The organism is Pseudomonas sp. IT-347P (assembly GCF_949768005.1).
Lineage (GTDB): Bacteria > Pseudomonadota > Gammaproteobacteria > Pseudomonadales > Pseudomonadaceae > Aquipseudomonas.
Window position 1 is genome coordinate 1 of the sequence record NZ_CATKPQ010000004.1, and the last position, 15,073, is coordinate 15,073.

13 protein-coding genes are annotated in these 15,073 nt (G+C 60.3%); 6 read left to right on the plus strand and 7 right to left on the minus strand.

Annotated features, from left to right (window positions below):
• The first annotated feature begins 76 nt into the window (after positions 1-76).
• Genes ACM6IV_RS02220 through ACM6IV_RS02230 form a run of 3 tightly spaced genes read left to right on the plus strand, consistent with a single transcriptional unit; the run spans position 77 to position 3,642 of the window.
• Positions 77-736: a paraquat-inducible protein A gene (locus ACM6IV_RS02220; protein WP_414868545.1), complete on the plus strand. Its 660-nt coding sequence runs from the start codon at positions 77-79 to the stop codon at positions 734-736.
• The gene (locus ACM6IV_RS02225) at positions 723-1,346 is read left to right on the plus strand and encodes a paraquat-inducible protein A (protein WP_414868546.1); all 624 of its coding nucleotides are present in this window, start codon (positions 723-725) and stop codon (positions 1,344-1,346) included. The genes ACM6IV_RS02220 and ACM6IV_RS02225 overlap by 14 nt, the downstream gene beginning before the upstream one ends.
• Positions 1,339-3,642, plus strand: coding sequence for an MlaD family protein (locus tag ACM6IV_RS02230; protein WP_414868547.1), 2,304 nt, complete (start codon positions 1,339-1,341; stop codon positions 3,640-3,642). The genes ACM6IV_RS02225 and ACM6IV_RS02230 overlap by 8 nt, the downstream gene beginning before the upstream one ends.
• Positions 3,643-3,823: 181 nt before the next feature.
• Here the strand turns inward: ACM6IV_RS02230 and mksF are convergent, their stop codons facing one another.
• Genes mksF through mksB form a run of 3 tightly spaced genes read right to left on the minus strand, consistent with a single transcriptional unit; the run spans position 3,824 to position 8,632 of the window.
• A complete protein-coding gene (gene mksF / locus ACM6IV_RS02235) occupies positions 3,824-6,664 on the minus strand; it encodes an Mks condensin complex protein MksF (protein ID WP_414868548.1) in 2,841 nt (946 codons plus the stop codon).
• Positions 6,661-7,362, minus strand: coding sequence for an Mks condensin complex protein MksE (mksE, locus tag ACM6IV_RS02240; protein ID WP_007912968.1), 702 nt, complete (start codon positions 7,360-7,362; stop codon positions 6,661-6,663). The genes mksF and mksE overlap by 4 nt, the downstream gene beginning before the upstream one ends.
• Complete coding sequence (gene mksB, locus ACM6IV_RS02245) at positions 7,352-8,632, minus strand: Mks condensin complex protein MksB (protein ID WP_414868549.1); 1,281 nt, start codon at positions 8,630-8,632, stop codon at positions 7,352-7,354. The genes mksE and mksB overlap by 11 nt, the downstream gene beginning before the upstream one ends.
• Positions 8,633-8,863: 231 nt before the next feature.
• On the opposite strand from mksB, the gene ACM6IV_RS02250 reads away from it, so the two are divergent.
• Positions 8,864-9,613, plus strand: a complete 750-nt coding sequence (locus ACM6IV_RS02250) for an energy transducer TonB (protein ID WP_414868626.1) — start codon at positions 8,864-8,866, stop codon at positions 9,611-9,613.
• On the plus strand, positions 9,606-10,058 hold the full coding sequence (rimI, locus tag ACM6IV_RS02255) for a ribosomal protein S18-alanine N-acetyltransferase (protein WP_414868550.1): 453 nt from the start codon (positions 9,606-9,608) through the stop codon (positions 10,056-10,058). Before ACM6IV_RS02250 ends, rimI begins: the two co-directional genes overlap by 8 nt.
• Positions 10,059-10,170: 112 nt before the next feature.
• Here rimI and ACM6IV_RS02260 read toward each other — a convergent pair whose 3' ends face one another.
• Entirely contained in the window at positions 10,171-10,575 is a 405-nt protein-coding gene (locus tag ACM6IV_RS02260) for a serine kinase/phosphatase (RefSeq protein ID WP_414868551.1), read from the minus strand.
• A 140-nt stretch (positions 10,576-10,715) separates the two neighbouring features.
• Here ACM6IV_RS02260 and can point away from each other — a divergent pair, with 140 nt between their 5' ends.
• Entirely contained in the window at positions 10,716-11,360 is a 645-nt protein-coding gene (gene can / locus ACM6IV_RS02265; RefSeq protein ID WP_003228196.1) for a carbonate dehydratase, read from the plus strand.
• Between the two features lie 8 nt (positions 11,361-11,368).
• Here the strand turns inward: can and ACM6IV_RS02270 are convergent, their stop codons facing one another.
• The 3 genes from ACM6IV_RS02270 to acpA form a co-directional block, all read right to left on the minus strand.
• Positions 11,369-11,893: an SET domain-containing protein-lysine N-methyltransferase gene (locus ACM6IV_RS02270; protein ID WP_414868552.1), complete on the minus strand. Its 525-nt coding sequence runs from the start codon at positions 11,891-11,893 to the stop codon at positions 11,369-11,371.
• A gap of 176 nt (positions 11,894-12,069) precedes the next feature.
• Positions 12,070-13,242, minus strand: coding sequence for a hypothetical protein (locus ACM6IV_RS02275; RefSeq protein ID WP_414868553.1), 1,173 nt, complete (start codon positions 13,240-13,242; stop codon positions 12,070-12,072).
• Positions 13,243-13,361: 119 nt separating this feature from the next.
• A complete protein-coding gene (gene acpA / locus ACM6IV_RS02280; protein ID WP_414868554.1) occupies positions 13,362-15,056 on the minus strand; it encodes an acid phosphatase in 1,695 nt (564 codons plus the stop codon).
• Positions 15,057-15,073 lie beyond the last annotated feature (17 nt).

The following is a 15,073-nucleotide window of genomic DNA, read 5'->3' on the forward strand; positions in this document are numbered from 1 at the left end:
CAGCGAACAAATTTGCACAGTTATTTTCGAATCAGAACACTAGAATAGCCCCACCTTATTCGGAGCCAGAGCCTTTATGTCAGAGTCGGTTGACGCCCCCGGGCTGTCAGATTTACCGCTGGAAGACTTGGTGGCCTGTCATGAGTGCGACCTGCTGATGCGCAAGCCAAAACTTGCCCATGGCGAGAAAGCGCTTTGTCCACGCTGCGGTTACGAGTTGTACGCCCATCGCCATAACGTGGTGCAGCGCAGCCTCGCCTTGGTGATCGCCGCATTATTGCTGTACATCCCGGCAAACTTTTTACCGATCATGCAACTCAATATCCTCGGGCAATCTTCGCAGGACACGGTGTGGAGCGGCGTACTCGGCCTGTTCAACACCGACATGCAGGGTGTTTCGATCGTCGTATTCCTGTGCAGCATGGCTATTCCGCTGCTCAAGTTGCTGTGCCAGTTGTTCGTGTTGCTGACGATCCGTTTCAATATCGGCCGCAGTTACGGCTTGCTGCTCTATCGCATCTACCACCACCTCAGAGACTGGGGAATGCTCGAGGTTTACCTCATGGGCGTATTGGTGGCGATCGTCAAACTGGCGGACATGGCAGCCATCACCGTTGGCCTTGGCCTGGCGTGTTTCATCGGCTTGTTGTTGGTCCAGGTCTGGCTGGAGGTGGTGATGTCACCGCATCAGATCTGGCAGGCGTTATCAGGGGAAGATGCTCATGCGGGCGATTGATGCGGGCATTCTGGTCTGTACCGAATGTCATGAGTTGAACAGGCAGGAAGCGGACACCGACGAGCAGACCTGCACCCGCTGCGGTGCATGGGTCCACGCTCGCCGGCCGAACAGCCTCACCCGCACCTGGGCGCTGCTGATCACGGCGGCAATCATCTATATTCCGGCCAATGTCCTGCCGATCATGACTGTCAGTTCTCTGGGGCAGGGTGATCCGAGCACCATCATGTCCGGCGTGATCCAGCTAGTGCAGCACGGCATGATTCCGATTGCCGCCGTGGTGTTCATCGCCAGTATTCTGGTGCCCACCTTCAAACTGGTGGGCATCGCGCTGCTGCTGTTTTCGGTGCAACGACGTCAGCCGCTGTCCGCCCGTCAGCGCATCTGGATGTACCGTTTTATCGAGTTCATTGGCCGCTGGTCGATGCTCGATATTTTTGTGATCGCCATTCTCGTGGCGGTCGTCAACTTCGGCCGGCTTGCCAGTGTCGAAGCCAATCTTGGCGCCATCGCCTTCGCCAGTGTGGTGATTCTGACGATGCTTGCCGCAGTAACTTTCGATCCCCGACTGATTTGGGATAACACGGAGTCGGACGACGACCATGACTGATTTGCCCGTAGCGAAAACCCGACCGGCCTCGAACTGGTCTGCCATTTGGGTACTGCCTCTGATTGCGCTGATCATCGGCGGCTGGCTCGGCTGGCGTGCCTATTCCGAAACCGGTATCGAAATCCAGATCCGCTTCGAGAGTGGTGAAGGCATCCAGGCCAACAAGACCGAGGTCATGTACAAAGGCATGTCGGTCGGTAAGGTCAAATCCCTCAAGCTTGACGACGAAGGCAACTCCAAAGGTGTGATCGCCACCGTCGAGATGAATAAAGACGTCGAGCAATACCTCAAGACCAGCACGCGCTTCTGGCTGGTCAAGCCGAGCGTGACCCTGGCCGGTATCACCGGTCTGGAAACCCTGGTGTCGGGTAACTACGTGGCTATCAGCCCCGGCGAAGGCGAGCCGACGCGCAAGTTCAAGGCGTTGGCCGAGGAGCCGCCGCTGTCGGACGCCAAGCCCGGTCTGCACCTGACCATCAAGGCGGATCGTCTCGGTTCGCTGAACCGTGGCAGCCCGGTGTTCTACAAGCAGATCAAGGTGGGCCAGATCAAAAGCTATGTGCTTTCGGAAGATCAAAGCACCGTTGAGCTCAAAGTCTTCATCGAGCCGACCTACGCCAAACTGGTGCGCAAACACACGCGTTTCTGGAACGCCAGCGGCATCAGCATCGACGCCAACCTGTCCGGGGTGAAAGTACGCAGCGAATCGCTGGCCAGCATCGTCGCCGGCGGTATTGCCTTCGCCACGCCGGAGAACCGCAAGGACAGCCCGCCGACCGATCCAAGCCTGCCGTTCCGTCTCTACGAAGACTTCGATGCGGCCGCGGCCGGGATTCGCGTGAAGGTCAAGCTCAGCGACTTCGAAGGCCTGCAGGCTGGTCGCACGCCAGTTATGTACAAGGGCATTCAGGTCGGCAATCTGAAAGCGCTGAAGGTCGATCCGGATCTGAACAGTGCCACTGCCGAGCTGACCCTTGATCCGTTGGCTGAAGACTATCTGGTTGATGGCACGCAGTTCTGGGTGGTCAAACCGTCGATTTCCCTGGCCGGCATCACCGGACTGGAAGCCTTGGTGAAAGGTAACTACATCGCTGTGCGCCCCGGTGACAAGGGCGCTGCGCCGAAACGCGAGTTCGAGGCACGGCCAAAAGCGCCGCCGCTGGATCTGCGCTCACCGGGTCTGCACCTGGTGTTGTTCACCGACACTCTCGGCTCGATCGATGTCGGCAGTCCGATTCTGTACAAGCAGGTCAAGGTGGGTTCGGTGCAGAGCTATCAGTTTTCCAAGACCCGCAAGCAATTGGTGATCGGTGTTCACATCGAGAAGGAATACGAGAACCTGGTCAACGCCTCGACGCGCTTCTGGAACGTCAGCGGTGTGACGCTGACCGGCGGTTTGACCGGCGGGATTCAGGTGAAGAGCGAGTCCCTGCAAACCCTGATGGCCGGCGGTATCGCCTTTGAAACACCGCAAGCCAAGGCGCCGTTGCAGAAACGCATTCCGCGGTTCCGTCTGTTCGCCAGTCATGATGAGGCCAATCAGAAGGGCGCTGTGGTTACGATCAAAGTTGATCGCGCCGATGGTCTGCGCAGCGGCACACCGGTTCGCTTCAAGGGGCTGGATGTCGGCAAGATCGAAAGTGTCGATCTGACCGATGACTTGCAATCGGTGATCCTCACGGCGCGGATTACCGAAGTGCCGGAGAAGATCGCCCGGGTTGGCAGTCAGTTCTGGGTGGTCAAACCGGAGTTGGGCCTGATCAAGACCGAGAATCTGGAAACCCTGGTGACCGGGAAGTACATCGAAGTGCAGCCGGCGGCGAAGAACCTCGGCCCGCAGAAGAACTTTGTGGCCTTGGCCAATGCGCCGGAAGTGACCAAGCAAGAGGCCGGTCTGAGTCTGGTCTTGAGCGCGGCCCGTCGCGGTTCACTGAAACCGGGGGTACCGGTGACTTACCGTGAAATTACTGTGGGCAAAGTCACCGGTTATGAACTGGGCCAGACCGCTGATCGCGTGTTGGTGCACATTCTGATCGAGCCGAAATACGCGCCGTTGGTGCGCAGCGGTAGCCGGTTCTGGAACACCAGCGGTGTCGGGTTTGATATCGGCTTGTTCAACGGGCTGACGGTGCGAACCGAGTCGCTGGAGACGGCGATCCAGGGCGGGATTGCTTTCGCTACGCCGGATGGTGAGCGTATGGGCAACCCGGCACGGGCGGAGCAGACGTTCCCGTTGTTCGACAAGTTTGAGGATGAGTGGCTGACGTGGGCGCCGAAGATTTCCCTCGGTAAGTGATTCTATGGTGTCTGAAGTGGCGCCATCGCGAGCAGGCTCACTCCTACAGGGGAACGCATTCCAATTGTAGGAGTGAGCCTGCTCGCGATAGGACCCGCAAAATCAGCACAAACCCCAAGCCATAAAAAAGGGCCGCGATCCAAACAGATCGCGGCCCTTTTTTGTCTTCAGTTAACGCCGATCAAACCGCATCCAGCTCCGGTTCATCGGCTTCAACATTCAGCGTTGCCTTCACCACATCATGCCGACGGATGTATTTCCAGTCCGCCTCATCAATGTAGATCCCTGCGGGACCGCTGCCGCCTTCCAGGTCGATCGCAACACTGGCGCAGACCTGCGGTTTCACACTCGCCAGAATCGGCACGAAGCCCAGTTGCAGGCTGGTTTCCAGCAGCGCGGCCTGGTTCTTCTCGTCGATGTCCGCTGCCTCGTCGAGGTAGTACGGCAGGCGTACGCGACCGGCCAGATCGCGATCCATCAAGTGCAGCAACAAGTACATGTTGGTCAGCGCCTTGATGGTCATGGTCGTGCCGTTGGACGCCGCGCCATCGATGTCGGTGTGGATCACCGGCTGGCCGTTGACCTTGGTGATCTCGAAGGCCAGTTCGAACAAGTCCTTGAGGCCGAGCTGGTTGTGGTTGGCCGCCACCAGTCGCGCCAGGTATTCCTTGGCCTCTTCGTTCTTGTTGTCCTGCTCGGCGCTCTGGCTCAGATCGAATACCGACAGGGTTTCGCCTTCTTCGTACTGACCGGCGCTGTGGATGATCTGGTCGATGTGCTTGAGCGCTTCCTTGTTCGGCGCAAGGACGATGCGGAAGCTCTGCAGGTTGGAGACCTGACGCTTGTTGATCTCGCGGTTGAACAGCGCCAGTTGATGCTCAAGGCTGTCGTAGTCGCTGCGAATGTTGCGCAGGGTCCGGGCGATGTCGGTAACCGCCGCACGACGGGCCTTGCCCAGGGTCAACGCTTCATCGGTACGGTGCGCGTAAGCGTTGATCAGCAACGACAGACGACGCTCCATATCGTCTTCACTGTCGAACTTGGCCACGCCTTTCAGACGCACTTGCGCGTACAGCGCTTCGATCTGGCCATCGGCGCGCAGCAGACCCTGCCAGCTGTCCTGATAGTCGTTGAGCAGCGGCAGCAGGTTGTCCATCGAGTCGTCGACCGGATCCATGAACGGCGTGCCGAACGGCAGATCGGCCGGCAGCAACTGACGACGGCGCAGCGCATCGTCGAGGGTGCGTTGCTTGGCTTCCATATCTGCGATCTGGCGGCCGACCAGTTGCAGCTTGGCCGACAGTTGCTGGACGCGCTCGGTGAACGCATCGCTGGAACGCTTGAGTTCGTCCTGCGCGGCTTCCATCTGCGCCAGTTGCTCGAGCTTGTCGCCTTCTTCCGCGCTCAGCGTCTGGGTGCGGCGGAAGTCTTCCAGCGCTTTCTGCGCGTCCAGAACCTGCTGATACAGCGCTTCGGTCTGGGTCTTGCTTGCGGCACGGTCGGCGGCCACGGCTTGCTGGGTTTTCAGTTGCTTGAGTTCTTTTTCCAGGCGCTCTTTCTGATCACGCAACGCGGCACGGTCGGCCAGTGCCTGCAATGCCGGCGGCTCGATGTGCGAGATGTCGATCGACAGGCCCGGCACTTCGAAGCGCTCACCCTTGAAGCCATCGAGAATCAGCTCAACCGATTTGACCCACTCGCCGTCCTCGTCGAGGGTGATGCCGTGTTCGCCCAGCGGCAGGCTGAACAGTGCGCTGTTGAACAGGCGCATCAGGCGCTCGACGTCCTGTTGCGAGAACTCCTCGCGCAGGCGGGCGTAGCTGTTGTTGTCGGCGTGATCGAGTTGTTGCTTCACCGACTTCAGGCGTTTTTCCAGATCGCGCAGACGCTCTTCGAGATCTTCAGCACTGAACTGGCGGGATTGCGCCAAGGCACCGGCCAGTTCGTCGTGAGCGTCTTTGGCGGCGAGCAATTGTTGCTCCAGCACTTTGACGTCATCGACCAGCGCGAAGCGGTTTTTCAGTACCGACAATTCGCCGAGCCAGCGCTGAATGCCGGAAATTTCCCGCTCCAGACGCATCAGCTCCTGAGTGCCGCCGCGCTGATCGTTTTGCAGGTCGTCCTGCTCGCGACGGTAGTGCTCGGCCTGAATGGTCAGCTCTTCCTTGCGCGCTGTGGCGTAGTCCGACCAAGTGCCGAGCAACGAATCAAGCAGCGGCGACAGGCGATGAAGTTTGCCGCGCAATACATCCCGTTGTTTCACACCGTTGGCCAAGGCTTCAACCAACGGGCCGGCAGCGACCAGCGAGTTGTAGTCCTGTTCCATCCGGCGCACGTCGCGGAAGGCTTCTTCGCAGGCGGCGATGTAATCGACGCTGCCGGAACGCAGGCTGTGTTCGAAGGCATCGAGGAACAACTGCTTGAGCTTGGCCGCGGTGATTTCGCGCATGTGCAGCAGGTTGATAAACAGTGCGCGGAAGGTCTTCAGGCTCTGCTCGCTGGTAGAGCGCAGCGGGATCAAAGTCAGGTCGAGCGGAATCGACGTATGACCGCCCACCAGCAAGCGACGCAGTTCATCCGGCTTGAGTTCGTAGGCTTTCAGGCCTTCTTTTTCAAGGTTGCTGAACAGCTCTTTCTGACGCAGGCAGGTGTCGTTCTTCTGGTAATGAGCCAGATCGAGTTTGCCGGCGTAGGCGAAAAACTGGTGGCCGAAACCACCGCCCGGGCCGCGACCGACCACGCCAATCACGTGCGGGCCGTGGGGCAGGTTCACTTCGACGAGGATGTAGCTGGTGTCGGAGGCGAAGTAGAAGCGCCGCGATTGTTCCAGGCTGTACTTGCCGAAACTCATGTCCGACATGCGCGCCAGAATCGGGAACTGCAAGGCGTTGATCGACGCCGATTTACCAAGGTTGTTCGCGCCGTAAACCGACAACGGTTCTTCCAGCGGGAACAGGCCGAGGCTGTAACCGGCGGTGTTCAAAAGGGCAAAGCGGCGGATGCCGTAGCGTTCCTGGCTCATGCGTCGGACTCCTGTTCTTCGGCAATGGCGCGGGCCAGTGCGTCTTCTTCGCTCTCTTCTTCAAATTCCGAGAGATCGAGCGGGTCGTCGGTTTCGAGGAATTTGGCCTCGGCGGCTTCGTCGATCAGCACTGGCGCCGGCAGCGGCAGAACGCTGTGCACGCTGGCCGCCAGATCGCGGTCCTGCTGCACCGACAGGCACACGTCGAGGAAACGGTGCATCGGCGGCAGGAAGCGGTACACGCCGTTTTCTTCGCTGGCAAAACCGAGTTGAGTCATGCGGCGCATGATCTTTTCTTCGAGTTCTTCGACGGTCTGCACTTCGGCCTGAATGAACAGGTCGCGGTACTTCTCCAGCAGCGATGGCAGTTCTTCGCGACCGAGGCTGCCGCCATCAAGCACGGCGATCGGGTCGCGGCCCTGATCGGCCAGATGCTCGACGAGAATGAAAGTGAACAGCGCCAGACGCTGGGCAGTCTTGTTCACCGCCGCAGCGGCCATGTCCGGCACGAAGTAATAGAAACCACGGGTGTCGCAGACCAGTTCAAAACCCAGCGCCTTGAACAGCGTGCGGTATTGGTCCTGGAAATTCGACAGTTGCGCGTACAGCTCCGGGTCGCGACGGCTGACGTGGTAACCCTTGAACAGCTCGCGGAAGATCGGCGCGAGTTGCGACAGTTCGGAAAGATCAAGATGCATTGGGGATGCTCGCAGAATCCTCGGCGGCATTGTCGCTGGCCGAGAGCAGGGCGAAGGAGCGCAGGCTGACCTGGTGCTCGTGAGTGTGGTATTCGCGGCGTTCCAGACGCTCGCGCTTGAAGCGTTTTTCCCGCGACAGGCGCGAGAACCAGTAGAGCAATTCGTCGGTTGCGCCGTCGGGCTCCTGCTCCAGCAGCCAGGTCATCAGATCCGGCATCGGCAGGGCTTCTTCGCAGCGGTCGACCATCTCGCGCACGGTGCGTGGTGCACGTGGAGCATCGCCAGCCTTCTGGGTTTTGTGCGCCTTGGGGAAGCGCGCCGGTTTCGGCTCGAAACGCGCCAGCGCGTAGACGTAGGCTTCGACCTGACTGGCGCTGCCGAGGAAGGTGCTTTGCGGTCGGGTGAACAGCGGCATCGCCGCTTGCGGCACGGCATCGATGCCTTTACGCCGAATCGCCGCCAGAGCCAGCGCGGCGCCACGGGTCACGGCGTTGTGCCGGCGCGCTTCTTCACGCAGCGGCAGCAGCAGTTCGCGGGCGTGACGCAAGGTCAGCTGGGCGCTGGTCTGCATTTCGAGGATGCGCGCGTGGGTGCGCAGCAGCATGTCGTCATCAACCAGATGGCCGAGGCGCTGCTGTTCGCTGAGCATCTTCAGCAACACGGTTTCGACCTTGCGCACGCCTTGTTCGAACGCGCCGTCGGCGTTCACCAGATCGATCATCGGCTCGACGTATTCGTCCCACGTCGCCAGCACTTCGGCGTAACGCTGACGCAATGGAATCTGCCGGTCGCTGGTCTTCGCACGTTCGGCGACGGCGACCAGAGCCTGTTCGTCGTTGTCGAGCTTCTTCAGCACGTCGCGCACGCGCATGTCGAGCAGGCGCAATTGGCGGGCGAGGTCATGGCCGTCGCGGACTTCGAAGGCGTCCTGGATGTAACCGGCCAGGCGTTCGAGGTGACGCAGATAGGCTTCGATTTCCAGGCACAGGCCCAGACGGTGCTCACGCCGCAGGTAAGCGAGGAAGTCGTGGATCTGTGCGTTCAGCTCGAATCGGTTCGGGCTTTTCGCCACTGGAATCAGGATATCGAGGCGAATCCACACGTCGAGCAGGCTGGTGATGTCCTGCGGCGTGCTGTCCAGTTGTTGGGCGGCCAGTTGCGCGCGCAGTTCGTTGAGGCTCAATGTGCCTTGGTCGAAGTGCTCACACAGTGGCTCAAGCAGTGCCCAGTGTTCAGCGAGGGCGCGCAAGACGCGCTTGGGTTCGATCATCGGAATGCCCGGCTGGTTGGCAATGAAAAGCGGCGATTGTACTGCATCACGAAGGGTGCGATTCACTCTCGGGACGGACTGTCGCTATCTATTAGGAAAGAGCGTCGTTAAAGAGTATCGATCTACCACGGGCGATCTTGAACGAAGGGCGGTAGAATCAGCGCAATTCAGTTATCCACAAGTGGCCGACCCTTGCTTATCGAGTCCCGCCGCCGCGCCTATTTGAACGCCATGCAGGTGGTCAACTGGCTGCCGCGCACCGAATTGCCCTTTGCCGCACCGTCGCGGCCCGAGCTGCTGGACATGCTCGAGCCCGAGGTAGAAGCGCCGGTCGTGCTTGCGCCGCAGGCCGAAGCACCTGTGCAAACGGCTGCCGCTCGTCCGGTCGAACGGCCGAAAATCGAAGTGCCGCGGCCGTCGCTGGCGAGTACCCGTACCGGTGCCAAACCGGTGGAGGTGGTCGATGACACGCCGGTTGTCGCCAAACCGGCACCGATACCGCCGCCGCGTTTTGCCCTGCAACTGCTGCGCGCCGGGCGTTGCCTGCTGCTGGTCGAGTTACCCACAGGCGAAGCCTTCCAGAGCCGCGATCCGGCCTATCTGTTGCTCAAAGACATGTTGCGTGCCGCCGGTCTGCCGGATGCACCGCAGATCGTTGGTGAGCCGGTGCGCTGGCCGTGGCTCAATCGCGGCACAATGGATCAGGGCCCGGAGGCAGCGCGTGATTTCGTCCAGGGTTTCCTTTCCGTGCAGATGGAAGCCGCGCCGTGCGCCTGCCTGTGGCTGATCGGTCTGCCGGCGGTGCGTTTTGCCGGTGAAGCGGATGCCGAAGCATTCAATCGTGAATTGCAGATCGAAGGTCTGGGCTCGGCCTGGGCCATTCCCGGTCTGGAATTATTAATGGAAGAGCCACAGCGCAAGGCCGCTGTGTGGCAAGCCATGCGTCGGCTGATGGCGCGCTGGAAAGAATCGAATGAGTGACGCTGTATCGTTCCGCCCGATGACCGAGGCGGACCTGGAAACCGTGCTGAAAATCGAGTACGCCGCGTACAGCCATCCGTGGACCCGAGGAATTTTTCTCGACGGCCTGGGCAAATACCAGATCTGGCTGATGTTCGAAGGGGAGCAGCAAGTCGGCCATGGCGTGGTGCAGATCATTCTCGATGAGGCGCACCTGCTCAATATCACCGTCAAACCGGAAAATCAGGGGCGTGGACTGGGACTGACGTTGCTCGAACACTTGATGTCGCGGGCGTATGCGGCTTCGGCGCGGGAATGTTTTCTGGAAGTGCGTGACAGCAATACGGCGGCGTTCAAGTTGTACGAGCGCTATGGCTTCAACGAGATTGGCCGGCGTCGGGATTATTATCCGGCGGTGGGTGGGCGTGAAGATGCCGTGGTCATGGCCTGCACTCTGGTTGATTAGAGCTTAAAAGCATCGTCGGAACGCCGCCCGGAGCAGGCTCACTCCTACAATTTGGAATGTGTTCCTTTAGGAGTGAGCCTGCTCGCGACAGCTGTTCTAAAAGCGCGACAAGTCAGCGGTTGCCATCCAGCGGATCGCGCCGCGCCAGTTCCGCCTCATCCAGCCCGTTGCCACCGCCAATGTCGTCCTCATCGACCAGGCTCAAATCCCAGTCGGCCTGATTACCTTCACCCGGCTCATCGGCATCCCGTGCGCCATCCTCGTGAATCAGCGTTTCCGGGCTCAGGTCATCGTCGGTAGGTTCATGATCACTGACCGAAGCTCCGGTCATGCCCGCCTCATGCACCCGCTCACGCGGCATCAACTGCTCGCGTTCACGCTCCGGGATCTCATCACCGATCTTCGCGCTTGGCTCGTCTTCATCGAAATCCAGCTCATGCACCGAACCCATGCGGTCTTCGTTATCATCGATGGGCTCCGGTTGCACCGCATCAAAAGGGCGTCGTGAATCAGTCATGGCAAATCCTCATACTGTGGGCCTTACTAGGTGGACTCACCGGGCACACGAGAATTCCAATGAAATCACTTGCAGTGGCGGCGTGACCCCGACGGGCGGTCGTCTGTCATACCAGCGCATCTTTCTTGAGGCCTTACAGCATGCATGACTTACAAGACCTGATTGATAACAACGAGCGTTGGGCTGACGCGATCACCAAGGAAGACCCGGATTTCTTCGCCAAACTGGCGCGCCAGCAAACGCCGGAATATCTGTGGATCGGCTGCTCCGATGCCCGTGTGCCGGCCAACGAAATCGTCGGCATGCTGCCGGGCGATCTGTTCGTACACCGCAACGTCGCCAATGTAGTGCTGCACACCGACCTCAACTGCCTGTCGGTGATCCAGTACGCGGTCGATGTGCTCAAGGTTAAACACATCCTCGTCACCGGCCACTACGGCTGCGGCGGTGTACGCGCCTCGATGCAGGATCGCCAGTTCGGTCTGATCGATGGCTGGCTGCGTTCGATCCGCGACCTGTACTACGAAAAGCGTGAAGAGCTGGCCAAGCTACCGACCGAAGAAGAGCAGGTCGATCGGCTCTGCGAACTCAACGTGGTCCAGCAAGTTGCCAATGTCGCCCACACCAGCATCATCCAGAACGCCTGGCATCGCGGGCAGAGCCTGTCGATCCACGGTTGCATCTATGGCATCAAGGATGGCCGCTGGAAAAGTCTGAACACCACCATCAGCGGATTCGAGCAACTGCCGCCGCAGTATCGTCTGCGTCCGGTTGGCGCTTTGTAACCGGTCTGTCAGCACAAACCCGAGAGCCGCCAGCGCTGTAGAAAGTGTTGGCCCTCGATACTGGGTGGTTCGTCGTAACCGGTGATCCACCCTCGGCAGCCTTTGGCGCCGCAGCCGCAGGCGAACTGATGCAGCAGTTTGTCTTCGGTGGCGGCGTAGTCCATGGTCAGCCGTTCCCCCCTGTGGATATCTTTCAACGCCCACAACCACAGTTCGCTCATGTCGAGAAACACGTTGGGGTCGCAAGCGTGTTCGATCAAACCGCAAAAGCGCGGATCGTAAATGTGGATGCCCGTCAGCATTTGTCGGGTCTGTCGGCAGCGATAGGGCAGTAGTTGCCCGGACACCCGGCACATCCGATGGCTCTGCAGAAACTCACGCCGCGCCGCGACCGCCATTGGCGTGCCGCACTGATCCTGGATGATTTCGAAATCGGCGCTGGCAGGGAAGCCAAGACGCACGGGCAGACCGGCAAAGGGGTAAATGCCTTCAGTATCGCGAGGCGTTGATTGCGCCCTGGCTTGGATATTCATAACCGTCCTTGTCGCAAGTCTTTGCGACTTCCTTGGGGTGACGTCCTGTCAGTCCTGCACTGCTGCTTGGATCCAATCCTGTCCTATTAGGTATAGCGGGTCTACTGTCAGATCTGACAGGCGATATAGACGCTTTCCCGCGTCAGCCTTGGCTGACACGGGAACGCATAAGCGGATTACAGGTGCGGGGCGGGCAGGGCGGTGGCGGGCAGCGGCGCTTGCAGGTGTTTCAATTGGGCCTTGATCGGGGTGGTCGCGCACTTGGCGACGGCCTGTTCCGGGGTCAGGTCGCGGATCGAGGTGTAGAACAACTCGCAGGTTTTGGCCTTCTGGGTCACCTGCCATGTCTGCGTGCAACTGTTGAGGGTGGCCTGCGCGTCGCTGCCCGGTTTGCTGCCCATGCCCGCCTGCCAGCAGGCCGCGCTCAAATCCTGGCCCATGACTTTCAGGCCCGCAGCGTCGGCTTTGGCCTGGGCATCGTCGCCGCTGTAGCTTTTCGGGTCAGCGGCGTACCAGATATAACTCGGGTGGTTGGAGCCCAGCACCGGCACGTTCACGCCTGCGCTCGGGCTGATGGTCGCCAGGCCCAAGACATTCACGGTCGGCCCGTATTGCTGTTTGATCCAGTTACGCACCGGCGCGCCGAACGCGACCATCGGCAGCGTCGTGCCGCCGGCGGTCTGACTGAACTGTTTGACCAGGGTGGTCTGGTAGTCCTTGAAGTAGTCGTACACGCCTTCCAGATCACTGCCGGCGTTGGATGGCGCAGCGATTGGCGCGATGTCGATGATGGTCTGGAACGCTGGCGTCTGGTTGGCAGGGATGCCGTTGTCGGTCAGCAGGGTCGCCCAGCGATCGGTGGTGTTAGAGCGCAGATAATCCTGCGCCTGAGTCAGCGAGTAATCCGGCGGGAAGTGCAGCAACTCGACACTTTTACGGTTTTCCAAAGCCATGCCCAGCGGCAGGAACAGGTACCAGCTGTAGGCCCATTTACCATCGGCATTGAGCTTGCTCGCGCCGGTGTAAGCCAGATCTCCCGCGTCCAGCAGCGCCGACAGCGGTTTGTCGTAATCCTTCGGCACGCCAGTGATTTCGGCGTAGAGCTGGCCGTTGTCGGTCTTGACCAGGACTTTGGCATCGGCATAGCCATCGCGTTGCACGCTCTGGCTCAAGTAATGGGCGACGGTCTGTTCCAGCGTCCAGTTGCGGAAGCAGATCACGCTGCAATTGTTGGGGTAAGCGAAGAGGCGGGTGACGCGTTCGGTGCTGCCCAGTTTCAGATCCACATCGGCGTGGGCGGCTGCGCTCAGTGTGAGCGCAGCGAGGGTGAGTCCTGCGAGTTTGAACATGCTCAGATCCTTTTCAGCGTGGGTTCCCCGGGGTGTCGGGGGCGCCTCATAGTGGATCAGCCGCGTTTGACAGAGAAGCGGTCATTGGCAGATTTTTGCGCAAACTCGCAGGGCGGGTTTCAGGCCGGAAAATGCAGGGCGTTGGTCAAATCGCCCATGGGTTTCTGGCCCCGGGCAATCATTGCCTCGTCACGTTGTTTGAGGCCGTCGAGGGCCTCCAGCTGGAAGACACGGGTGATCAACCGCAGGATCGATGCCGTGTCGTAGACCGTGTGATCCACCGTGCCCTTGCGTGCAAACGGCGACACCACCAGTGCTGGCACCCGTGAGCCAGGTCCCCACCGGTCGCCCTTGGGCGGTGCGACGTGATCCCACCAGCCGCCGTTCTCGTCGACCGTGACGATCACCACCATGTTTTGCCACTGCGGGCTTTCACGCAGCACCTTCAGTGCGCGCACGATGTGCCGGTCACCGGAAGCCACATCGGCATAACCGGCGTGCATGTTCAGGTTGCCTTGCGGTTTGTAGAAGCTCACCGCCGGCAATTTGCCCGCTTCGGCATCGGCAAAGAACTTGTTGCTGCTCGACTCATCCCCCAGGCCGGCATCGCGCAGGCGTTTATTGCGCTCGTCGGGGTTCTCCGGGCCTTGCTGCTTGAAGTAGTTGAACGGCTGATGGTGATACTGGAAGTTGGGGATTTTCGGAATGCCGCCGGAATCCTTGTACTGCTCCAGCGTCGCCTGCCACGCACCGGCATACCACGCCCAATCGATGTGCTTTTTCGACAGCTTGTCGCCGATGTGTTCATGGGTCTGAGGCACCAGAACGTTGGGCAGATCCGCTTTGGAGTAGGCCGGGCGCTCGGGGTCGCGAATCCATGTCGGCCAATAGGGCGGGGCGAGGGTGTTGACGCCGAAGCCGTCCGGGGTCAGCGCACTCGGGCCGAACTGCGGTGGGCCGCTCATGGCGCTGGCCGGCGATTGCTCCAGCGGCTTGAGGCGGGGGTCGCTCGGATCATCGCTTTGCAGCGCGGCGATCTGCGATTTGGCCACCGAATTGGCCGCGTCTGGATAGAACGGCGCGGTGGCGCTGATCAGGTACTGATGGTTGAGAAACGAGCCACCGAAGGCGCCCTGAAAGAAGTTGTCGCACAGCACGAATTCCTGAGCGACGTCCCACAGGCGCAGGGAATAGCGGCTCTGCGCGTAGTGGCCCATGGTCAAGCCGCCGGAGTCTGCCCAAGCGACGAAGCCGTCATTTTTGCCGCCATTGATCTGCATCTGGTTCTGATAGAACACGTGCCACAAGTCGCGGGTGACCAGCCCGAACGGCAAGTCCTCGCCATTCGGGCCTTTGAGGGCGAACGGTGCGTTGGGCAGGTTTTCCTGAAACTGCGTGGCGCTGGGGTAGGTCACGCCATCGAGCGTTTGCGGGCCGATCTGCAGGACACCGCCCCAGACCGGCGGCAGGGTTTGCAGCAGCGAGCCGTCGCGGTCACGTTGTTGATAGTCGGCGGGCTTGAGCGCCGACAGCGGCTTTTCGACACCGGGGAAATCACCGAACAGATTGTTGAAACTGCGGTTCTCGGCGTAGATCACCACCACGGTTTTCACCTGATCACGCAGGGCCTTGTCCAGCTCGGCGGGCGCCAGCGGGCGCTCGACCGGTTTGCCCGGTTGATCACCGGTGCTGCCGCACCCGGCCAGTGTGGCTCCGACCCCGAGTACCGCGACGCCACCGAGGAAGCGGCGGCGACTGGTGTCAGTGGGTTGGTTGGATTCAACTGCGTCAGTGCCGTCTGTGTCGTCTTTCATCGTTCAGCCCGTTTGCT

Bases quoted from the DNA above. Each gene is read 5' to 3' on its own strand.
- ACM6IV_RS02275 (WP_414868553.1), bottom strand. From the start codon at position 13,242: ATGTTCAAACTCGCAGGACTCACCCTCGCTGCGCTCACACTGAGCGCA.
- acpA (WP_414868554.1), bottom strand. From the start codon at position 15,056: ATGAAAGACGACACAGACGGCACTGACGCAGTTGAATCCAACCAACCC.
- ACM6IV_RS02250 (WP_414868626.1), top strand. From the start codon at position 8,864: ATGCAGGTGGTCAACTGGCTGCCGCGCACCGAATTGCCCTTTGCCGCA.
- rimI (WP_414868550.1), top strand. From the start codon at position 9,606: ATGAGTGACGCTGTATCGTTCCGCCCGATGACCGAGGCGGACCTGGAA.
- mksE (WP_007912968.1), bottom strand. From the start codon at position 7,362: ATGCATCTTGATCTTTCCGAACTGTCGCAACTCGCGCCGATCTTCCGC.
- ACM6IV_RS02260 (WP_414868551.1), bottom strand. From the start codon at position 10,575: ATGACTGATTCACGACGCCCTTTTGATGCGGTGCAACCGGAGCCCATC.
- mksF (WP_414868548.1), bottom strand. From the start codon at position 6,664: ATGAGCCAGGAACGCTACGGCATCCGCCGCTTTGCCCTTTTGAACACC.
- ACM6IV_RS02230 (WP_414868547.1), top strand. From the start codon at position 1,339: ATGACTGATTTGCCCGTAGCGAAAACCCGACCGGCCTCGAACTGGTCT.
- mksB (WP_414868549.1), bottom strand. From the start codon at position 8,632: ATGATCGAACCCAAGCGCGTCTTGCGCGCCCTCGCTGAACACTGGGCA.
- ACM6IV_RS02220 (WP_414868545.1), top strand. From the start codon at position 77: ATGTCAGAGTCGGTTGACGCCCCCGGGCTGTCAGATTTACCGCTGGAA.
- ACM6IV_RS02270 (WP_414868552.1), bottom strand. From the start codon at position 11,893: ATGAATATCCAAGCCAGGGCGCAATCAACGCCTCGCGATACTGAAGGC.
- can (WP_003228196.1), top strand. From the start codon at position 10,716: ATGCATGACTTACAAGACCTGATTGATAACAACGAGCGTTGGGCTGAC.
- ACM6IV_RS02225 (WP_414868546.1), top strand. From the start codon at position 723: ATGCGGGCGATTGATGCGGGCATTCTGGTCTGTACCGAATGTCATGAG.